The 20,478-nt window shown below is 53.3% G+C and carries 17 protein-coding genes; 9 read left to right on the top strand and 8 right to left on the bottom strand.

The annotated features are described in order from the left end of the window. Positions 1–12 precede the first annotated feature (12 nt). Genes WC903_03770 through mfd form a run of 4 tightly spaced genes read left to right on the top strand, consistent with a single transcriptional unit; the run spans position 13 to position 5,135 of the window. Complete coding sequence (locus WC903_03770) at positions 13–741, top strand: carbohydrate binding domain-containing protein (GenBank protein MFA5893061.1); 729 nt, start codon at positions 13–15, stop codon at positions 739–741. A gap of 10 nt (positions 742–751) precedes the next feature. Next, the gene (locus WC903_03765; GenBank protein MFA5893060.1) at positions 752–1,597 is read left to right on the top strand and encodes a hypothetical protein; all 846 of its coding nucleotides are present in this window, start codon (positions 752–754) and stop codon (positions 1,595–1,597) included. Between the two features lies 1 nt (position 1,598). Continuing rightward, entirely contained in the window at positions 1,599–2,159 is a 561-nt protein-coding gene (pth, locus tag WC903_03760) for an aminoacyl-tRNA hydrolase (protein MFA5893059.1), read from the top strand. Then, positions 2,160–5,135 (top strand): transcription-repair coupling factor, encoded by a 2,976-nt coding sequence (gene mfd, locus WC903_03755; protein ID MFA5893058.1) that lies wholly within the window; start codon positions 2,160–2,162, stop codon positions 5,133–5,135. Here mfd and WC903_03750 read toward each other — a convergent pair. Genes WC903_03750 through WC903_03740 form a run of 3 tightly spaced genes read right to left on the bottom strand, consistent with a single transcriptional unit; the run spans position 5,104 to position 6,038 of the window. Then, positions 5,104–5,421: a hypothetical protein gene (locus tag WC903_03750; GenBank protein ID MFA5893057.1), complete on the bottom strand. Its 318-nt coding sequence runs from the start codon at positions 5,419–5,421 to the stop codon at positions 5,104–5,106. The two genes, mfd and WC903_03750, sit on opposite strands and share 32 nt — an antisense overlap. A 10-nt stretch (positions 5,422–5,431) precedes the next feature. Further along, positions 5,432–5,758, bottom strand: coding sequence for a hypothetical protein (locus tag WC903_03745; protein ID MFA5893056.1), 327 nt, complete (start codon positions 5,756–5,758; stop codon positions 5,432–5,434). Between the two features lies 1 nt (position 5,759). Continuing rightward, positions 5,760–6,038, bottom strand: coding sequence for a hypothetical protein (locus WC903_03740; GenBank protein MFA5893055.1), 279 nt, complete (start codon positions 6,036–6,038; stop codon positions 5,760–5,762). A gap of 171 nt (positions 6,039–6,209) precedes the next feature. Between WC903_03740 and mazG the strand changes: the two genes are divergently transcribed. From mazG to ftcD, 3 genes are all read left to right on the top strand, one after another. Then, complete coding sequence (gene mazG / locus WC903_03735; GenBank protein ID MFA5893054.1) at positions 6,210–7,037, top strand: nucleoside triphosphate pyrophosphohydrolase; 828 nt, start codon at positions 6,210–6,212, stop codon at positions 7,035–7,037. Positions 7,038–7,174: 137 nt separating this feature from the next. Then, positions 7,175–8,965, top strand: a complete 1,791-nt coding sequence (gene ftsH, locus WC903_03730) for an ATP-dependent zinc metalloprotease FtsH (protein MFA5893053.1) — start codon at positions 7,175–7,177, stop codon at positions 8,963–8,965. Beyond that, complete coding sequence (gene ftcD / locus WC903_03725; protein MFA5893052.1) at positions 8,958–9,836, top strand: glutamate formimidoyltransferase; 879 nt, start codon at positions 8,958–8,960, stop codon at positions 9,834–9,836. The genes ftsH and ftcD overlap by 8 nt, the downstream gene beginning before the upstream one ends. Before the next feature lie 12 nt (positions 9,837–9,848). On the opposite strand, the gene WC903_03720 is transcribed toward ftcD, so the two are convergent. From WC903_03720 to WC903_03710, 3 genes are all read right to left on the bottom strand, one after another. Beyond that, positions 9,849–11,885 carry a hypothetical protein gene (locus WC903_03720; GenBank protein ID MFA5893051.1) on the bottom strand — a complete coding sequence of 679 codons (2,037 nt, stop codon included), beginning with the start codon at positions 11,883–11,885 and terminating at the stop codon, positions 9,849–9,851. A 135-nt stretch (positions 11,886–12,020) separates the two neighbouring features. After that, a complete protein-coding gene (locus WC903_03715; protein MFA5893050.1) occupies positions 12,021–14,126 on the bottom strand; it encodes a hypothetical protein in 2,106 nt (701 codons plus the stop codon). After that, positions 14,116–14,919, bottom strand: coding sequence for a hypothetical protein (locus tag WC903_03710; GenBank protein MFA5893049.1), 804 nt, complete (start codon positions 14,917–14,919; stop codon positions 14,116–14,118). Before WC903_03710 ends, WC903_03715 begins: the two co-directional genes overlap by 11 nt. A gap of 101 nt (positions 14,920–15,020) precedes the next feature. Here WC903_03710 and WC903_03705 point away from each other — a divergent pair, with 101 nt between their 5' ends. Together WC903_03705 and WC903_03700 are read left to right on the top strand one after the other, a co-directional pair. Then, positions 15,021–15,251 (top strand): type II toxin-antitoxin system HicB family antitoxin, encoded by a 231-nt coding sequence (locus WC903_03705; protein MFA5893048.1) that lies wholly within the window; start codon positions 15,021–15,023, stop codon positions 15,249–15,251. 71 nt (positions 15,252–15,322) lie between these two features. Then, positions 15,323–18,082 carry a valine--tRNA ligase gene (locus WC903_03700; GenBank protein ID MFA5893047.1) on the top strand — a complete coding sequence of 920 codons (2,760 nt, stop codon included), beginning with the start codon at positions 15,323–15,325 and terminating at the stop codon, positions 18,080–18,082. On the opposite strand, the gene WC903_03695 is transcribed toward WC903_03700, so the two are convergent. Both WC903_03695 and rny read right to left on the bottom strand, forming a co-directional pair. Further along, positions 18,079–18,903, bottom strand: coding sequence for a TIGR00282 family metallophosphoesterase (locus WC903_03695; GenBank protein ID MFA5893046.1), 825 nt, complete (start codon positions 18,901–18,903; stop codon positions 18,079–18,081). The two genes, WC903_03700 and WC903_03695, sit on opposite strands and share 4 nt — an antisense overlap. After that, complete coding sequence (gene rny / locus WC903_03690; GenBank protein MFA5893045.1) at positions 18,890–20,437, bottom strand: ribonuclease Y; 1,548 nt, start codon at positions 20,435–20,437, stop codon at positions 18,890–18,892. Before rny ends, WC903_03695 begins: the two co-directional genes overlap by 14 nt. Positions 20,438–20,478: the final 41 nt, after the last annotated feature.

The following is a 20,478-nucleotide window of genomic DNA, read 5'->3' as shown; positions in this document are numbered from 1 at the left end:
GGGGGAAAGAAAATGATGAAAAGACTGATTATTGTTTCTTTGTCTTTATGTCTCTTTGTTCCGATGGTGATGGCCTTTGCCGGGCCGGCACCGAAAGCACCTGCGGCCCCGGTGGCCGAGGCCCCGGTCGCTTTAGCCGAAAAAGTTTTCCTGATCGATAATTTCGAGTCCGGCAGTATCAAGTCGCCGCGCGAGTGGTGGACCTTTGACCTGCCAAAAGTTGAGGCGGTGACTAATCAGGACCTCAAGGGCGGCAACGAACAGGTCGCTTCAGAGGTTGGTAATTTCTCCATGCTCCTTAACGGTGTGGCCAAGAACTGGTACGCCGGCGGTTGCGGCACTTATATTGCCAAGGAAGGGCAGGACCTTAGCCGCTACAGCACTTTCACCCTGGATATCTTCGGCAACGGGCCGGGTTCCGGCACGCTGAAGGTCGAACTGGCCGATGATGACAACAACAACTGGCAGGTCGAGCAGGATTCGGCCAAGAACTACGCTTTCACCAAGGATGACAAGTTTGTCTACGAGGTGAAGATCGACTGGAACGGCTGGAAGCGCGTGGCTATCCCGCTGGCCGATTTTACCGATGAGAACCCGATGGTCGGCGATGACGTCTGGAACCCGGCGCAGACCACCGGCTCCGGCGGTTTACTGCAAGTTCAGTTCGTCGCTCTGGCCATCTCGGAAAAGGGGAAGATCAACTTTAACGTTGATAACGTTTCCCTGACGACAGGCCAATAAGGAAGGGATGATGTCCAGACTGATTACTGGACTATTGTTAATAGTTTTGTTCGCCGGGACGGCCGCAGCCGAGCTGGCGCGGCCGTTCGGCGAGTTCTGGAATAACCTCAGTTATTACGATACCAATCTTGAACGGAAAGGTTTTGCCTCGCTCCTCGGCCGGTTCGAAGGGAAGGTCGGGTTGGAACTCTTTGACAGCCCCCTCCAGGTCTACGGCGCCTACTACGCGACTGCCGCCCAAAGCCAAGATTACTGGGATAACGCCGTTTATTACGGCCCCGGCCTCCGTTTCCGGCCGCTGGCCGGTTTTAAAGGTTCTGGTTGGCTGGACGAATGGCTGCCGGATGTGAAGGTCTTTTACGAGACCCTCAACTCGTCGTTCTTCAAGGACGCCGTTTCGGGCGAAGCAAATAAAAGAACTGATACCCGCTATGGTCTCGACCTCTGGCACGAGTGGAACCTCAATAATCCCGATTTGAATAACTTCTGGGGCGAGCTCTGGGCGAATTATTCGTCGCGCAGCACCAACTTCAGCTGGACCGATTTCAAAGGGACGGTCCTCTATTTCCAGCCAAAGTTGGGCCGCCATCTGGGGCGGGGGATCGAGCCCTACATCAAGGCCGATCTCACCACTTCCAGCCAGCCGGATTACTGGTTGAACGTCGCTGACTATGGCATCGGTATCCGCTTTGAGCCGTGGCGGCGCGACTATCCGTCAAACGACTCGATCCTGAAAAAGTTCAAGATGTTCGCCGAGCTCCTCTCCGTCAATTATCTCAAGGACAAACCGGCCGACCCCAACCTGACCGTCGAAAGAGACGCTCGCTTCGGCGTCGAATTCTCTTACGGCCGCTAAGATGTTCCTGGTGGTCGGCCTCGGCAACCCCGGACCGGAATACGCCGCCACCCGGCATAACCTCGGCTTCAAAGTGATCGAAGAATTGGCGGTCCGCCTCGGTTTGAAATCGCTCAAAGCAAAACACCAATCTTTAGTTGGCGAAGCCGATATAGCCGGCCATAAAGTTATCCTGGCCCAACCGCAGACCTTCATGAACAATTCCGGGACGGCGGTACAGGGTTTGCTGAACTGGCATAAGCTCGACCGGAGCTCCTTGATCGTTATCTATGACGATGTTGATCTGGAAATCGGCCAGATCAGACTGCGGGAAAAAGGGGCGGCGGGCGGACATCACGGCGTCGAATCGATCATTGCCGTGTCCGGCGGTTCAGATTTTATCCGGGTCCGCGTCGGGATCGGCCGCGAGAGCCTCTCCGGCGATGTGGCCGATTATGTTCTCCAGCGGATACCGCCGGCCGAACGGGATAGCCTGGCCGAGGCGGTCATGACGGCGGCGGAAGCGGTTGAAGCGATCATTCGGGACGGCCTGCCGGTGGCGATGAATAAGTACAATACTTAAATGCCGCTAAACGAAATCCTCAAGACCATTGAGTCCTCCCCATATTTCAAAGAGAAACTGGCGCGACTCAAAGCTGGTGACCGGACCAGCTTTTCCGGTTTGGCCGGTTCGGCCAAATCAGTTTTGGCCGCCTTACTGGCCGGGCAGGGGAAAGATCTGCTGATAGTCACGAGCAGTGCCCTGTCCGCCGAGCGTTTGGGCCGGGAGATCGAGCTTTTGACCGGGAAAATTCCCCTGGTCTTTCCCTCGCTTGATCTCCTGGAAGAAACTATTCTCCCCAGCAAGGAATTGATCGGCGAGCGGCTGGCGGTGCTCAATGCCTGGCGGGAGGGGAAGGGCTCTGCGGTCATCGCCCCGCTAAAGACGATGCGGCAAAAGACCAGCCGGGCGGTCGAGAGCCTTAAGTTATCAGGCGACCAGAATATCAGGATCGATACGCTCATTGGTAAATTGGTCGATCACGGCTACAAGCGTTTTGCTATAGTTGGGGAGAGAGGTGAGTTCAGCGTCCGGGGCGGGATCGTCGATATTTTCCCGATCAATGCCGACCGCCCCGTCCGCTTGGAGCTGTTCGAAGATAAACTGGAATCGCTCCGCGAATTCGAGCCTTTTTCCCAACGTTCGGTCAAGAAGATCAACGAGACAATCATTCTCCCCGCTTATGAAAAACCGGAGGTCAGGATCATTGACCTGGTCCCGGCGGGGGCGCTCGTCGTCCTCGACGAACCGTTGGAGCTTAATCGCCTGGCGGATGACCTGGCGGCTGTTGAGCCTCGAGTCAGGGCGGAACTTTCCACGTTCCTGGCGGCCGGGGAAGAGCCGTTCTTTACCGCCGCGCCGAGTTATCTCGGCCAGCCGGAAACCTTACCGGCCCAGGCGGTCATTGTTTCGAAGCATGCCCCCCGGCTCAAAGCGGAACTGCCGGACAAAGAGGTTTTCACCGGAGAGTTGAGGGGCGGTTTCAGCTGTCCGGGGTTAATGGTCGTGACCGACCGGGAGCTTTTCGGTGAAGAGCCGGCCAAACGGCGTCCCGGCAAGGTGGTCAAAGAAGGAGTGGCGGAAAACCTCCTGGCCGACCTGAAGGTCGGCGATTATGTCGTCCATGAGAACTACGGGATCGGGCTTTTTCAGGGGATGAACGAGCTCGAGATCGACGGGGTCAAGCAAGAATACCTGCTGATCCAGTATGATGATGAGGCCAAGCTTTACGTCCCGCCGCCCCTGGTTGGACTGGTCGAGAAATACGTCGGCGGCAAGGAGTCCCGCCCGAGACTAAGCCGCCTCGGCACCCGCGATTGGCAGAAGACCCGGACCAAGGTCAAAGAGTCGCTCCGCGACATGACCCAGGAACTGCTGCAGTTGTACGCCCTGCGCCAGAAAGTTACCGGGACCGCTTACCCGCCGGATGATATCTGGCAAAAGGAGCTCGAGGCGACCTTCCCCTATGAAGAAACTCCTGACCAGGCCAAGGCGATCGCCGCGGTCAAGGCCGACCTCGAGTCCCCCCGGCCGATGGACCGGCTGATCTGCGGCGATGTCGGTTACGGCAAGACGGAAGTGGCGATCCGGGCGGCCGCCAAAGCGGCCGCCGCCGGCCGGCAGGTCGCTTTTCTCGCCCCGACCACCATCCTGGTCGAACAGCATTACAATAATTTTAAAGAGCGTTTCAAGAACCTCCCGTATGTCGTCGAGATGCTCTCCCGTTTCCGGTCCAAGGCGGAACAGGCGGCGACGGTCAAGGCGCTGGCCGAGGGGAAGGTCGATATTGTCATCGGTACCCATCGGCTCCTCTCCAAAGATATCAAGTTCAGGGACCTCGGCTTGCTGATCGTCGACGAAGAGCAGAAGTTCGGCGTCACCCACAAGGAAAAATTGAAAAAGTTGAAGGCGAGCGTCGACGTCCTGACGCTGACCGCCACCCCCATTCCCCGGACCCTCTATTTTTCCCTCTCCGGCGTCCGGGAAATGAGCCTGATCACTACTCCGCCGGTCGACCGTTCGCCGATCCGGACCTATGTCATCCCTTTTTCGGAGAACGTTATCCAGGAAGCGATCCGGCGGGAACTGGACCGGGGAGGGCAGGTCTATTTTGTCCATAACTATGTCGAGACGATCGATGGCTTTGCCGCCAAGATCAGGCGCCTGGTCCCCGAAGCGCGGGTCGCTATCGGCCACGGCCAGATGAAAGAGGCCGAGCTGGAGAAGACGATGCTTGGTTTCCTGGCCGGGGAATATGACGTCCTGGTCTGTACTTCGATCATTGAATCGGGGTTAGATATAACCAACGTGAATACCATTTTGATCGATCAGGCGGCCCGTTTTGGCCTCTCCCAGCTTTACCAGATCAGGGGGAGGGTTGGGCGCTCGGCGGTTAGGGCATATGCCTATCTTTTCTACCAACCGGAGCGGGAGATCAGCGACGAGGCGATAGAGCGGCTCAAAGCGATCCAAGAATTTACCGCCCTTGGTTCGGGCTATAAGCTGGCGATGCGAGATTTAGAAATAAGGGGTTCCGGCAATCTGCTGGGAGCGCAGCAATCAGGGCATATCTATGAGGTCGGATTTGACCTCTACTGCGAGTTACTCGAAGAAGCGGTCCGGGAGATCAAGGGTGAGAAGGTGACGCCGCCGCGCGAAGTGGAGATCGATCTACTGGTCGAAGCCTCTATCCCGGCCGATTATGTGACTGACGAGCGCCAACGGATCGCCCTCTACCGCCGAATGAATATGATCAGCGCGGCAGGGCAGATCGCCGAGCTCAAGAACGAATTTGAAGACAGGTTTGGCAAGATTCCGCCCCAGCTGGCTACCTTATTAAGGTTGATCGAGCTGAAAACATTTGCCTTGCAGTCCGGGGTCAAAAGCGTTAAGGAAGAAGGGGGTCAGATCAGGATAGAATGGGTCGAGAAGAAGGTGAAAGTGATCGCGGCGAGAGGGGACAAGATCAGGAGCGCATCGCTAAGTATTGCTGGATGATGTTCTGATCGCGGACGATGACCATCGGCTTCCCCTTGGGTGTTTTGATGACCAATTTATCCGGAGTAACTTCAACATTCCCCGTGCCGGAATCCTGGCTGGAGGTCTGCACCAAATAATTGATCACCAGGAGCTTCAAGATCTCTGGGTTGAGCTTGTCGCCGACAAAGACCATCGGCTCGACCGTGAATTCAGTATGGCGGGCGGCGATGACCGAGGCGTTACCGCTCCGGCGCCATAATTCCTTTAACAATCCTTCAAGTTTTTCTAAAGCGCTTTGTTCCATTGTTGTTCTCTTATCCTAAAGCCTGGTTTTCCTGGTGCAGGGCTTTGGCGGCCGCGGCAATATCTTTAAGGCCGGCTGCAGAGGCGAGAGAGAAAATGACCTGAGCGATCGAGCCGCATTGCTGAAAAGTCGCGGCAGATTCGTTGTGCTCCGGACGCTCCGGGGTAAGGACCAGTGGCTGTGGGTTGATCGCCTGCGGCGAGATCTGGGCGACATCGGTCGGGGCCGGCTTGGAAATTAGCCGCCTGGTGACCCGGTTCTCCGGCGAGATTTTAGCCTGATCGATGACGCCAATCTTGACCTTATTTATATAATCAGCTGTTGCGCCTATGGCCATCTTATGCTTCCCATCCTAATTTTCCCGCTTTCAGGTCACGCTTGACGATCGAGGCGAGCTGGGGTAATTCCTTCGGCTGGAGGCCGAAGTTCAGGTTAAAATACTTGACGACTTGCTCCGCTTTGATCTGCGGGTTGATATGGGCTTTGTCGTCGGTAATGACCGGCTGGCCGTCGATCCTAAGCGCCCCCAGGATGTCGATGACCTCCATTGGGGAACTAAGCCCGAGCGCTTTCAGGTCGGGGCCGCCGCTATTGCTTTGTATAGGTCCTACTGCCATGTTGTTTTTTTACGCTCTCCTCTTCACTCTTATTATCGTGGTTTGAGGGGTAAAACTTGCATCCTCACCCCCCTCTCCATTTGCCCCTAACCCCTCTCTCCCCTTCCACCTTAATAAGGGGGAAGGGGATGGGGGATAGGGGTGGGCCAGGGAGAATGCTATAATAAAGCCATGCCAAAAACAGGCCAAAAATTCGAGGATCTGGTCGGGATAGTCAAAAAACTCCGGAAAAAGTGCCCCTGGGACAGAGAGCAGACTATCGAGTCGCTCAAGCCCTACCTGGTCGAAGAGGTCTATGAGGCGCTTCAGGCGATCGATGATAAGGATTACGCTAAACTGGGGGATGAGGTTGGGGATATGCTCCTCCACGTTGTGATGCTCTCGGTCTTTGCCGCGGAGGATAAGCTGTTCAATATTAACGATGTCATCGAATCGATCTCCGCCAAGATGGTCCGCCGCCATCCTCACGTTTTCGGGACGAAGAAAGCCAAGACGAAAGAAGAGGTTTGGGCGAAGTGGGAAAAGATCAAGCAAAGCGAAAGAAAGGTACCTGGTACCAGGTACCCGGTACCAGGGGAGAGGAAAGGGATGTTGGATGGGATACCGAGGGCTTTGCCGGCACTTTACCGGGCGGATAAAGTCCAGAAACGGGTGGCCAGGGTTGGGTTTGACTGGGATCAGGTGGCGGGGGCTTGGGAAAAAGTTCATGAAGAGCTAGATGAAGTTCATGAACTTTTAACTTCAAACCTCAAACATCAAACATCCAAACAAAAGGCAAAGGACAAATTACCAAGGATCAAAGAGGAGATTGGGGACCTGCTTTTTGCGATCGTGAATGTCGCCAGGAAGCTCGACCTGAATGCCGAGGAAGCGTTGCAGGGGGCGAACAATAAGTTCATCCGCCGCTTTGCCCGGATCGAAACAGAGCTGGCCAAGCGGCCGCTGACCGTGGCCGAAATGGACGATCTATGGGCCCAGGCCAAAGCCGCCGAAAAGTGATATAATGATACCCTCACCCCCTTAATCCCCCTCTCCCGGAGGGAGAGGGGGAAATAAAATGATTTTGTCGAAGCACCCTCTCCCTTTGGGAGAGGGTGAATACTTTGCCCTAGCGGGTGAGGGGATTAGGAAAACAAATGAAAACTAACTGGCGTAATATTTTGACTTATCTGTTGCTGATAATGATCGGCCTGGCGATCGTCGCCCCGCTCTTTTCCAATGAGCCCAAGGTTAAAGAGGTCTCTTTTTCCGATTTCCTCAATTATGCCGATAAGGCCCAACTGGCCAAGGTGACCGTCGCCGGCGATATCATTTCCGGCGAGCTGATGAACAAGAGTAAATTCCGCACCCGGGCGCTTAACTACCCCAATCTGGTCCCGATGCTTCGGGAGAAGGGGGTGGCGATCAGCGTCGAAGCCCCGCTCGAATCGAACTGGTTCTGGAACCTGATCATCCAACTCCTCGTTCCGGTCGCCTTTTTTGCCGTTATCTGGTGGCTGATGATCCGCCAGGCGCAGGGGGCTAATTCGCAGGCGATGCAGTTCGGCCGGGCGAACGTCAAGCCGCTGTCGGGAAAGTTCAACATTACTTTTGCCGATGTCGCCGGCGTGGACGAAGCGAAGGAAGAGCTGAAAGAGATCGTCGAGTTCCTCAAGACGCCGGCGAAGTTTCAGGCGCTGGGAGCCAAGATCCCCAAAGGGCTTCTGCTGATGGGGCCGCCCGGGACCGGTAAAACCTTGCTGGCCAGGGCGATCGCCGGCGAAGCCGGGGTCCCTTTCTTTTCGATCTCGGGCTCCGACTTTGTCGAAATGTTCGTCGGCGTCGGCGCCTCGCGCGTCCGCTCGATCTTTGACCAGGCGAAAAAACAGACCCCCTCGATCATCTTTATGGACGAGATCGACGCCGTCGGACGCCACCGCGGGGCGGGACTGGGGGGCGGGCACGACGAGCGGGAACAGACCCTCAATCAGCTGTTGGTCGAGATGGACGGTTTCGACCCGAAAACCAATGTCATTGTCATTGCCGCGACCAATCGGCCGGATATCCTCGACCCGGCGCTCCTTCGTCCGGGGCGGTTCGACCGGCAGATCGTCCTCGATAAACCGGACCTCAATGGGCGCGAAGATATTCTCAAAATACATGCCAAAGGGAAACCGTTGGCGGCCAATGTTGACCTGAAAATAGTCGCCCGCCGCACCCCCGGGTTTACCGGTGCCGACCTGGAAAATGTCCTGAACGAGGCCGCCATTCTCGCCGCCCGGGCCGACAAAAAAGAGGTGGCGATGGACGAAGTGGAGGAGGCGGTCGACCGGGTGATGGCCGGACCGGAGAAAAAGAGCCGGGTCATCTCCGACCGGGAAAAACAGATCATCGCCTACCACGAGGTCGGCCATGCCGTCCTTTCCCAGGTCTTGCCCAACGCCGACCGGGTTCACAAGATCTCTATCCTGCCGCGCGGGCTGGCCCTCGGTTATACCCTGCAATTGCCGCTGGAAGATAAATATCTGGTGACCCGTGGCCAGGCGGTTGACCAGATCACCGTTCTCATGGGCGGGCGGGTGGCGGAAGAGCTCTTCTTCAACGAAGCGACCTCGGGGGCGCATAACGACCTGGAGCGGGCGACTGACCTGGCCAAGCGGATGGTCACGGAATTCGGCATGTCGGCGCTGGGGCCGCGCACCTTTGGGCGCCAGGACCGGCAGATCTTCCTGGGCCGGAGCATGGGGGAAATGAAAGATTACAGCGAGCAGACCGCCGACGAGATCGACCACGAGATAGAAAAGATCATCAACGATTGCCACGCCCGGGCCAACACGGTCCTTGGTAAGAACCGAGCGAAAATGGAAGAGATCGCCAAGGTCCTGATCGAAAAAGAGACGCTGGAGAATATCGATCTCGAGACGGCGCTGAAAGGGCTCAATGCCTAAGATCATTGCTTGTGTCCCCAATTTTTCAGAAGGGGTCGAGCTGGAGCTGGTTGAAGAGATCGTCGCCGCCATCAAGGCGGTGCCGGTGATCGACCTCCATTCCGATCCGGACCACAATCGTTCGGTTGTGACCATGGTCGGCGAACCGGACCAGGTCCGGCAGGCCGCTTTTGAACTGACCGAGCGGGCGATGCAGTTGCTCGACGTCAATAACCACGCCGGCGCCCATCCTTTTATCGGCGTGGTCGATGTCATTCCCTTTGTCCCAATCAAGGGTTGTAAGATGAAGGACGCCGTCGAATTGGCCCATAAGCTGGGGGAAGAGCTCTGGAAAAAATTGTCCCTGCCGGTCTTCTTTTACGGCCAGGCGGCCAAGATCAAAGAACGGAAAGAGCTCCCTTATGTCCGCCAAGGGGGTTATGCCGCCCTAAAAAGAGAGATCGGCCAGCCGCACCGCAAGCCCGATGTTGGCCGGGGGTTGCACCCTACGGCCGGAGCGGTCGCGGTCGGAGCCAGGAATTACCTGATCGCTTTTAACGTCAATCTAAAGAGCAATGATCTGGATGTTGCTAATTCTATTGCCCAGAACATCAGGGAGAGTAGTGGCGGGCTCCCTGGGGTACGGGCGATCGGTATTGATCTGGCCAGCCGGGGGCTCACCCAGGTCTCGATCAATATCGTCGACCACGAGAAAACCTCGCTGAAGAAGGCGTTTGATGAGGTTCACAAATGGGCCAAGGAATATAAGGTCAAAGTAATCGAGTCAGAAATTGTCGGTTTAATACCGGCTTCAGCCGCCTTTGAAGGGATGAAAGAGTATCTTAAATTAAGGTCACTGAATAAGAATATGATACTCGATACTTATCTGTAATTAAGGATGTCCTTAAGGATTAATTAGCAGTTTTAATTCTAAAATAATCGATGTAATTTCCTTGATTTTTGTTATCGATAAAGTATTTGTATTAAACGCAGGGGCCAGCTCGTTTGTTAGTCTCAATAAACTTTCCGCCTTTTCTTTGTCTCCAGGTTTTAACCCTTTCCTGCCCAATATTTCATTGATGCGCATTCTGATCCCGGCTATCAAAGCTTGATTATGCGGCTGGCGCATTCTAATCTTAAGATTTTCAGGATTAATCTTTTTCTTTAAACCAATACCGCCCCCTTCGCCCTTGATCAGATGTTTTATCGCCCAAACCCAAGCCGCGCTGTCTTCCTCTGTCCATTTATTTTCCGCCGGTTTGGCGTCCTCTCTTTTTGGCTTCTTTGCTTCGCTCGCATCCGCTTTAAACTCGATCTGATACGCTTCGCTTGAGTTTAATCCGTCATACCGATATATTTTTACTCCCCCCATAAAATCTTTGAATATTTTTTTCAATTCGTTCATCACCTTTGGATGGATCGAAGGAGCCACAATCCGATATTCGATTTCTTTTATTGCCCCGCTTTTTAATGCCGCGGCATATTTTCTGGCCTGGCTGATGAACTTGTTTATTCTTGATCTTTCCGCTTCTTCGATCTCCCCGGTCTGCATCCACCGGAAACTAAAACAGCTCTTTATCTCTATTATTCCTTTTTTGGAGTTTCTATAGCCGTCCGCGATTAATTTTTCTCTGGTTCTTCTTGGGGCGTTTCCATTTATGTAATAGCCCCCTCCTTCTTGCCTGGCGACCTCTGCCGGATAATAACCTATTTCCCCCAGATCTTTCCCGGCTTCCGTCAAAGTAGAACCATCACCTTCTTCATTCAGGATATTGGCGAGGAAAATCATTTCATAAGCCGCGCCTTCTGGTCCAAAGTCATGCGGATTGCTGGCATCCCTTGCTGAGACTCTATCCAGCAATCCATTCAGCCCTTTAATTTTTCTTCTTAATAATTCATTTGCGGCGGTCATGGCTTTTTCACCCAGAGGCGTCCCGTTTAAGGGGCTTCCCTCAATAAACTGCCGAATTGTATCTTCATTGATTTCCAATCTGGCTGGCGCAAGAGCTGAAGCAGGGGCAGGAGAAGGGACTGGCATTGGAGAAAGAACTGGTGGTGGAGAAGGCAACACGCCGCCAGGAGTCACAACAATATCCTTTGGCTCCGGCGAATTAACAGGAACGTCTTCTTTTAAATATTCAAGTTCCGGCCCAACCGCGGATCTGATCTTCTCTCTTTTTATCACGACATCCTTGGCTATTCTAAATTGAGCGGCAAGGTCCGATAGGGCCTTTATATTCCCTGTATTTAATTTTGTCAGCAGGATGTGAACAATGACGCTGCTTTCTTTATCCGGGCTTTTGTTTGTATACTTTTCGATATCAGATGCTAATTCATTGAAAATTTCGGTCTCTGAACCGGGGGTGGCTTGGCTCCTTAATGAATCAACAAAAGCAGAGAGCGGGACTGAAATAAGGCCGACATTGACTTTTTCAATCGGGTGCTCAGTTTTTTCTACTTCAATATCGAGAGACGACAAAATTAATTGGCGAACCCCGTTTAATCTCCTGGCAATATTATTATAAAGATCAATAGGTTGATAATCGGTCGGGAAAATCCCCTCCTTAACCTGTCCCAAAGCGCGCAGTTCAAGCTCGGCGGCTCTTAGCCGCAGATTAGCGCTATCTTTAATTTCAGAAGATTCAACTTCTCCCGATGCCCTGGCATGACTTTCAAGGGTTTGAGATAAGTTTTTTATTTTGTCTATTTCAAAACCGGAGATTGCAGACAAGACAGGGAGAACAACATCACTTTGAGTTTGTGCCGCCGAAAGCAGTTGTGCCCTGAAAAGCGTTTCATTTACGCGGAAAATATCAGCTAAAGCTGCCGGCGCCCCTCCCGCCGGAGTGGAGCAGAACACTTTTACTGCGATTGATCTTGCGTTTTCAGGCTTTGCCTGCCAGCTTCTCAACCTTTGCGCTATCTTTTCACTAATTACCATACAAGTAATTATCCGCGCAGAATCAAGAAAATTTCACTGCTTCGCTGATTTTGCTGATTTTGTGATAACATATTCATGATACTCGATACTTATATGTAATTGGAGCTGCTGAAAACCTCAGCAGGAAACCTGCGACTAAACGTCGCGGTTTACTGCATAAATTAAATTTTTATAAGTGCCGCCGGGTGCTTTGGCAACGATTTGACCGGTTTTTTCTTTACTAATTAATGTTTTGGCGGGCAATGAGCAGCCAAATAGTTCCTGGCCTTCTATCAGTTCTATAGATTCTTTTTCTCCGGCATCGTTAAAATGAACATAGGCGTTTCTAAGTTCAAAGGTTCTCCCCCAAATATTGACCGCGACTGGTAGCGGCTCCCACTCATGGTGGCTACGATGATAATGCGCCATTTGGATCTTCCCAGAAGGGGAAAAATCGACAGTCATCGATTCGCTAAAATGTTCTCTGCCGATCGTTTTCCCATCTTTTTCAACGATCTGAATCGCTTTCGCGTATTGTTGGTCCCGGTCAAACCAGACCGGCGTTCCGGCAGGATATTCAATGCCGTAAAATATTTGAGGCTGTTTGAGCGTCGCCTGATAAAGTTTCCCATCGGTAAAGATGGCGACGCGAGTGCTGGCGGGAAGATCTATTGTCCCGAATCGTGCGGGGCGGGAAAGCTCAGCAGAAAATAAACCTAGTTGGTCAAATTCAACTTCCATCCCTTTGCGAAGATTTAATAAGACGCAGTCCTCTGCCAGAATCCCTGTCTTTATCTTTTTAGATCCACCATGACCGGCATAATAAGTAACTTCAGAGAAAAACAGTGTTTCATCTCCAATTTTAATGGAGGTTGCAAGCCGGGTTGGCGAAGGGACTTCCCTTGCCTGAGCGGCTGATCCGCTTTGCTTTCGGCGGCCTGCTATTACTTCCGGGCGACGCAAAACTTCGCCTCTTCCAATATCTTTAAATCCCGGTTTCTGGACCTTGATAACGTGCCATTCACTTTTAACAAAACGTCCGGGTGCGGGAATGATTTCTTCGGAAGCCGTGACGATAACATCCGCTCCCAGATCGGCAATCCTTTCCCCCGGCGGCGGCTCAAACGGTTCGACCGAGGCAAGCTCCCGTAACAGAGGCGACAACGATTTTCGATGTGAGGTTTTCAGTAGCTGGTCCACGAGAAACACCCGATCGTAAGTGTCTAAAAGCTCACCGGAAAGAATACGTCCTTTTTCACTCTCATCACGAATCATTCTGTCGAGATACGCTTCCGCGTGCGAACACTTCCAGAAGGCTGACTGTAAGGCGGGATCCTGCCGCAGTCCCTGAACTGTTGATAACAACTCCCGGAGAATTTTGGAACTTGCCGATGCCGGTTTCGAGGACGCAGGAATCGGCTTGGTTGGAGCTGGTACTGCGACTGGTGCTACTTGAGTCGGCTTTGGCAGTGGGGGGGGAGTTTCTGGTCTCAAGGGAGGGGAAGCCTCGGTATCATGTATACTTTCGAATAATTCGTCGGCTTGCTGTATAGCAATTTGATGCCTAGAGTTTCCACTAGACCGTTCAGGTTTTAGCGGTTCTCTTATGGTTGTGGGCGTAACTGCTATTCTTGGGGTTACAGGCTTGGTTGATAGAGGGACTTCCCTCGCTGGAGTTACTTGAGCTGGCTTTGGGAGCGAAGGAGGAGTAACCGGCCGAGCCGGTGATGCAGCCGGAACTATTGCCCTTGGTTGTGAGGCGGTTAGTACGGGAGCCGCTTTCGTCGCCAGCGGGCTTGGTGTGACGATTGGTCTATGCGGAGGAGCGATTGGGCCTGGCGCTGGTTTGGGTGGTTCTGCTTTATCTAGCTTTTCGATTATTTCTTTGGCCGTCCAATGTCCCGGCCTGTCTTCTGCCGCTAATAGTTCAAGCCCAAATCGAGCGGTTTCTTTCATTGCTTCAGGATAAACATCTTCCATAACTGGCAAGAAAATGAATTTGGCAATATCACCAGATTCATAACGAAAAGCTTTAGGATCGTTTTCCAGGTGGACAACTAAATGGTTCAAGTCCCCCTGTTCGATTTTCCCGGTAATGGCTTTATCGCACAAGGACTTAATGTTAGGCGCGCTGACCCGATAATATCTTTCCTTTAAGGCGCCAACTTGCGGACGGATGCCGGTAATTTTGTCCATGTTATTATTTTTACCTCTTACCTTGTTATCCGCGCATATACAAGGAAATTTATTTTTATTTTCCAACAGGCTTACGAAATATAATAGAAGCTGAAACAATCATTTCAATGCTGTCCCTTTCTGGCAAGTCAGCAAAAACAATATGCGGTTCTACAGATGTGTTATTTTCGCCTTGAAAACCCTTGAAATGCTGGAAATGCTCGTTTAAAGCCGATATCAATAGTTGTCCGTCTTCGCGACTAAGTAAAGTATCATCAACATATCTTTTTAGTATTTCAGAAGCTATTGGGATCGGAATGTCGGCGAGTCCGCTTAAAAAACGTTTCGTTATCCCTATGTGGTCTACAGAAGAAAGTAAGGCGAAGTCTATTTCAAAAGGCGCAGGCGACGCTTTTGCTGGTCGAACTTCCGGCGCCGGCTGAGCGGCTGGCACGGGAGACGCCTTAGTCGCCAGTGGGCTTGGCGTAACGATTGGCCTTTGCGGGGGAGCGATCGGTCCAGGCGTCGGCTTAGGAAGTTCCGGCCTTTGTGGCTCAAATTTATTGATCACCAGTTCTATTCCCTTCCTATCCTCGGGGATTACTCTTGCCGCCATAAATTTAAGCCCATCAATGGCTATTTTTTTCATCTCAAGAGAATATTCTTCGCCATCTAAAACCGGCAGAAAGATGAACTGGACAATGTCTCTATTCTCCTGACGATTGAAGGCGGCTGGATTATTTTTTAAATGGGTAATTAAATGATCCAAATTTTCTTGTTTTAATTCCCCTTTAATTGCTTTTTGAGAAAATAAATTGATATCCGGCCTTGTTTTTATATAGTTGGCAGTTCTTTTAGCTGGATCAAACCAAATTGGCATAGTAATTTCCCCCTGACTTGTTATCCGCGCAGATTCAAGGGAATTTCACTTATTATGGGAAATATTCGTGTTATAATTAACAAATAAGGGGGGTGTTAAGCTTGAACAAATATAGGTTTCCGGTTCTGATTGAACAGGATGAAGACGGCATTTACATCGCAAAAGTTCCCGACTTAAAAGGTTGTCACAGCCAGGCAAAAACACTTGAGGAACTTGATAAAAGGATTAAAGAAGCGATTGGGCTTTGTTTAGAGATTGAATATAAAGACAAAGAAATTCAAATTCCGCAAAATCTTTTCATCGGTTCCTATCAGCTTGAGGTCGCCAGATGACAAAGCTAGCGGTCGTTCCTCCAGAAAAATTGAAGAATACGATCGGTTGAGGCAAGAAGTCTGATATTTAAATGGACCAAGAACTCTCTAAAATTTATAACCCCGCTGAAGTCGAGCAAAAGTGGTACGAATATTGGGAAGGGGCGGGCCTTTTCAAGCCGGTTGCTGGGGACTGGGGGCCGGGAGCCGGTAAGACCTTCACGATCGTTATTCCTCCGCCGAACGTGACCGGTTCCCTCCACATGGGGCATGCCCTTAACAATTCGATCCAGGACCTGCTAATCCGCTATAAACGGATGCAGGGCTTTCAAACGCTCTGGGTGCCGGGGACCGACCACGCCGGGATCGCTACCCAAAACGTCGTCGAGCGCGAGCTGAAAAAAGAGGGGAAGAAGAAAGAGGACTTAGGCAGGGAGAAGTTTGTCGAGCGGGTCTGGGAGTGGAAAAAGGAATACGGGGGCCGGATCACCCGGCAGTTAAGGCGTCTTGGCGCTTCCTGCGACTGGTCGCGGGAACGGTTTACCATGGACGAGGGATTGAATCGCGCGGTCAAGCGCCACTTTGTCCAGCTTTATAACGAAGGGTTGATCTACCGGGGGAAACGGACGATCAACTGGTGCCCGCGCTGTCAGACCGCACTGTCCGACATCGAAGTCGAGCACGAGAATAAGAAATCTTCGCTCTGGTACATCAAGTATCCTATAAAATCCGAAATCCTAAATCCTAAATCCGAACAAGGAATTAATTATCTAATTGTTGCAACCACTAGGCCGGAGACGATGCTGGGAGACACGGCGGTCGCCGTTAATCCGAAAGATGAACGCTACCGGCACTTCTGGGGGAAAACGATCGAGCTCCCGCTGGTCGGGCGCCATATCCCGATCATCCAGGATGACTTTGTCGACCCGGCCTTCGGGACCGGAGCGGTCAAGGTGACCCCAGCGCATGATCCGAACGACTATGAGATGGGAGTTCGTCATAACCTGCCGTTCATCAATCTCCTGACGCCGGACGCTAAGGTCACTTTGGCCGAATTCGCCCCGGAAGAGCGGACAAGGTTGACTGAGCTGGAAGGGCTCGACCGGTACAAGGCGCGCGAGAAGGTCGTCGAATTGCTGCAAGCCGGCGGCTTCTTGGAGAAGATCGAGGATCACGACAACTCGCTCGGCCACTGCTATCGCTGTCAGACGGTCATCGAGCCGTATCTTTCCGACCAGTGGTTCGTCAAGGTCGGCCCCCTGGCGGCCAAGGGGATCGTGGCGGCGGAAAAAGGGGAGGTCAAGTTTGTCCCCGAGCGGTGGACCAAGGTTTATCTCCAGTGGATGACCAATATGCGCGACTGGTGCATCTCGCGTCAGCTTTGGTGGGGGCACCGGATTCCCGCCTATTACTGTAAATCCGAAATCCTAAATCCTAAATCCGAACAATGTAGTGAAATAATTGTATCGGAAGAAAAGCCGGAAAAGTGTCCGAAATGCGGCGGGACAAACATAGTCCAGGATGAGGATGTGTTCGACACTTGGTTTAGTTCGGCACTTTGGCCATTTTCAACGTTAGGTTGGCCGGATAAAACGGAAGACTTGAAAACTTATTACCCGACCGATGTCCTGGTGACCAGCTATGACATCATCTTCTTCTGGGTAGCGCGGATGATCATGGCCGGGATCCATTTTATGGGGAAAGTCCCCTTCCACACCGTCTATTTCAACGCCCTGGTCAAGGATATCCACGGTAAGAAGATGAGCAAGTCGTGGGGGAACGTGATCGACCCGCTGGAAGTGATCGATAAAGCCGGGGCAGACGCCCTCCGCTTTGCCTTTATCTCCCTGATCACCGGGCAGGGGCAGGACGTTAAGCTTTCGGAAGACAAGATAACTGAAGCGAGGAACTTTGCTAATAAGATATGGAATGTCAGCCGGTTTGTGTTGATGGGAGCCGGAGCTAATGTAGAGGCGGTCTTTAGACCGCCATTAAATGGCGACCTAAAGGTCGCCGCTACATATTTAGAACTGGCCGACCGCTGGATCCTATCCCGCTATAACCAGACGATCAAACAGGTGACCAAGAATATTGATGCGTACGAGTTTGGGGAAGCGGCCCGGGCCCTTTACGATTTCATCTGGTCGGAATTGTGCGATTGGTATGTGGAGATCGCCAAGGTCAGACTCTACGGCGAAGATCCTAAAGCGAAACAAGCTGTGCTGGCAGTTCTCTTATCGGTCCTGGAAGGAACGCTCAAATTGCTTCATCCCTTTATGCCATTTATTACTGAAGAGCTTTATCAGAAGCTTTCTCCGAAATCAGAACTCAAAACTCCGAACTCGATCATGCTTGAGCATTGGCCCGAAGCCGACGAGAAGGTTATCGATGTTAAGGTAGAGGCAGAAATGGGGAGAGTGATGGAGCTGGTCCGGGCGGTCAGAAATATCCGGGCCGAGTTCAACGTACCGCACGGGACCGAAGTGGCGGTGACTATCGTTTCCACGCAAACGGTATCGGAGCCGTATCTTAAAGCTCTGGCTAAAGTCGGCAAGATAGAATTGGTCGCTAGTTTAAAAGAGAAACCCAAACAATCAGCGTCGGCTGTTATTTCCGGAGCGGAGGTTTACGTCAACCTGGCCGGCCTGATCGACCCGGCCAAAGAGAGCGCCCGGTTAACCAAAGATAAAGAGAAGCTGGAGGGGGAACTGGTCAAAATCGACGCCCGCCTCAAAGATCATAACTTTCTCTCACGTGCTAATCCGGAGTCGGTAGCAAAAGAACGGGAAAAACAAGTGGAGTACGCGACCCGGGTCAAGCTACTGGCCGAACGACTGGTCGCTTTGAGCTAACCCTGTTCCTTGTCGGAGCGGAGCGGTTCCGTGACCCGGCTGATCCGCTTGATCTCTTGCGCCTTGCCGGTTACCGTGTCGACCCGGACCAGGACCGCGTTGAATAACCCCGGACCTTCTTCCGTCGGCGCGAACTTCTCCGGCAACTGCGTCGTGAAACGCTTGAGGATCTGCTCTTTATTCATCCCGATGATCGATTCCTGCGCGCCGACCATGCCGACATCGGAGATAAAGGCGGTGCCGCCGGTGAGGACGCGTTCATCGGCCGTCATGACATGAGTGTGGGTGCCGACCACGGCCGAGACCTTACCATCCAGAAAATAACCCATGGCGCATTTCTCCGAGGTTGCTTCGGCGTGGAAATCGACCAGGATGATCTTGGTCTGCTCACGGAGCTTGGAAATGAGCCGCTCGGCCACCTGGAAAGGACAATCCAGGCACTGCATAAAGACCCGGCCGAGCAGGTTGACTATCCCGATCTTCACCCCCTGGCAATCGAGGAGGAGATGGTCCGCTCCCGGAGTGCCGGCAGGATAGTTGGCCGGCCGGACCATTTGGTTCAGGGCCTCGATCTTCGTGACGATCTCTTTCTTCTCCCAGACATGGTTCCCCATGGTGATGGCGTCGACCCCGAGGTCGAGCAGTTCGTGGTAGATCTTTTCGGTGATGCTGTAACCGTGGGCCGAGTTCTCGCCGTTAACGATCACAAAGTCGACGGCGTACTCGCTCTTGATCTCGGCCAGGAGACGCTTCAAGACCTCCCGGCCATAGGCGCCGACCAGATCACCGATAAACAGTAAATTAAGCTTACTTGGCGACATCCGATGCCCTGGTCTCCCGGATGACGGTTACCCGGACCTCGCCGGGATATTCCATTTCGGCCTCGACCTTCTTGGCGATGTCGTGGGCCAGCTTGACGGCGGCGTCGTCGCTGATCCGGTTCGGTTCAACGATGACCCTGACCTCGCGGCCGGCGGAAATAGCGTAAACTTTCTCCACGCCGTCAAACGATTTGGCGACCGCTTCCAGTTTCTCCAGCCGCTTGACGTAGGCTTCGAGCGTGTCGCGGCGGGCGCCGGGCCGGGCGGAGGAAATAGCGTCAGCCACCTGGACGAGGATCGCTTCGACGGTGCGCGGCTCCACGTCGCCGTGGTGCGCCTCGATGCCGTGGATCACTTCCGGTGTTTCGCCGGCTTTTTCCGCCAGCATCACGCCGAGGCGGGTATGCGTCCCTTCGCTTTCCATGTCGACCGCCTTGCCGATGTCATGGAGGAGAGCGGCGCGCTTGGCCAGGTTAACATTGACCCCGAGTTCGGTGGCGAGCATGCCGGCGAGATGGGCCATTTCGACCGAATGCCGGAGGACGTTCTGCCCGTAGGATGTCCGGTAATGGAGCCGGCCAAGGAGCTGGATGAGGACCGGCGGCAGGCCGTGGACACCAGTTTCCATGGCGGCTTGCTCACCTTTCTCCCACATGGCCGCTTTCAGTTCCGCGCGCGCTTTTTCCACCATCTCTTCGACCCGGGCGGGATGGATCCGGCCGTCGGCGATCAGCTTTTGCAGGGTGATCTTGGCTGTTTCCCGGCGGAGCGGGTCAAAGCTCGAGAGGAGAACCGCTTCCGGGGTATCGTCGACGATCAGGTCGACGCCGGTCTGCGTTTCGAAGGCGCGGATGTTGCGCCCTTCGCGGCCGATGATCCGGCCTTTCAGGTCGTCGCTCGGCAACTCGACGAGCGAAGTGGTCGTTTCGACCACCACGTCGACGGCACAGCGCTGGATGGCGGTCGCCAGGATCTCGCGCGCCCGCTTCTCCGACTCTTTTTTGATCTCTTCTTCGTTGGCCCGGATCCGCTTGGCCGCTTCGGCTTCCAGTTCCTTATCTAACCGGGACAACAATTCCTGTTTCGCCTCTTCCCGGGAGAGGGCGGCGACTTTTTCCAACTCGATGACCAGCTGGTCACGGATCTTCTGCAATGCTTCTTTCAGCTTGATGAGCTCTTCTTCCGCCCGCTTGATCGTCTTTTCGCGGCCTTCGAAGTTCTTCTCTTTGTTCTCTAAATGGTCTTCACGCGACTGGATGCGGCGCTCCAGAGTGGTTAGCTCGTTTTTGCGCTCCTTAGAGTCCCGCTCGACCTCGGCCTTCATCCGGATCAATTCGTCTTTGGCCTCGACCCGTGCCTCCCGGGCTAACCGTTCGGCGTCTTTCTTGGCGTCCTCGATCAGCCGCTTGGCAGTTTCCTCGGCGATGCGGACCTTTTGCTCCGACATCTGGCGGCGAATAGCCAGATAGGCTATCCCCAACCCGAAGATGACCAGCGCGCCGATGACAATATAACTGACGATATACATTTCCATTTCACGAGCCCCCTTTCAGCCCTCACCCCCTGACCCCCTCG

It is taken from the genome of Candidatus Margulisiibacteriota bacterium (assembly GCA_041658645.1).
Lineage (GTDB): Bacteria > Margulisbacteria > WOR-1 > O2-12-FULL-45-9 > XYB2-FULL-48-7 > JBAZZV01.
The sequence above is the reverse complement of the archived record's forward strand: the minus strand, read 5'-3'. Positions and strand labels throughout refer to the sequence as shown.

Bases quoted from the DNA above. Each gene is read 5' to 3' on its own strand.
- WC903_03740 (MFA5893055.1), bottom strand. From the start codon at position 6,038: ATGGCAGTAGGACCTATACAAAGCAATAGCGGCGGCCCCGACCTGAAA.
- ftcD (MFA5893052.1), top strand. From the start codon at position 8,958: ATGCCTAAGATCATTGCTTGTGTCCCCAATTTTTCAGAAGGGGTCGAG.
- rny (MFA5893045.1), bottom strand. From the start codon at position 20,437: ATGGAAATGTATATCGTCAGTTATATTGTCATCGGCGCGCTGGTCATC.
- WC903_03710 (MFA5893049.1), bottom strand. From the start codon at position 14,919: ATGCCAATTTGGTTTGATCCAGCTAAAAGAACTGCCAACTATATAAAA.
- WC903_03700 (MFA5893047.1), top strand. From the start codon at position 15,323: ATGGACCAAGAACTCTCTAAAATTTATAACCCCGCTGAAGTCGAGCAA.
- mfd (MFA5893058.1), top strand. From the start codon at position 2,160: ATGCCGCTAAACGAAATCCTCAAGACCATTGAGTCCTCCCCATATTTC.
- WC903_03765 (MFA5893060.1), top strand. From the start codon at position 752: ATGTCCAGACTGATTACTGGACTATTGTTAATAGTTTTGTTCGCCGGG.
- pth (MFA5893059.1), top strand. From the start codon at position 1,599: ATGTTCCTGGTGGTCGGCCTCGGCAACCCCGGACCGGAATACGCCGCC.
- WC903_03750 (MFA5893057.1), bottom strand. From the start codon at position 5,421: ATGGAACAAAGCGCTTTAGAAAAACTTGAAGGATTGTTAAAGGAATTA.
- WC903_03695 (MFA5893046.1), bottom strand. From the start codon at position 18,903: ATGTCGCCAAGTAAGCTTAATTTACTGTTTATCGGTGATCTGGTCGGC.
- WC903_03770 (MFA5893061.1), top strand. From the start codon at position 13: ATGATGAAAAGACTGATTATTGTTTCTTTGTCTTTATGTCTCTTTGTT.
- mazG (MFA5893054.1), top strand. From the start codon at position 6,210: ATGCCAAAAACAGGCCAAAAATTCGAGGATCTGGTCGGGATAGTCAAA.
- WC903_03720 (MFA5893051.1), bottom strand. From the start codon at position 11,885: ATGGTAATTAGTGAAAAGATAGCGCAAAGGTTGAGAAGCTGGCAGGCA.
- WC903_03745 (MFA5893056.1), bottom strand. From the start codon at position 5,758: ATGGCCATAGGCGCAACAGCTGATTATATAAATAAGGTCAAGATTGGC.
- ftsH (MFA5893053.1), top strand. From the start codon at position 7,175: ATGAAAACTAACTGGCGTAATATTTTGACTTATCTGTTGCTGATAATG.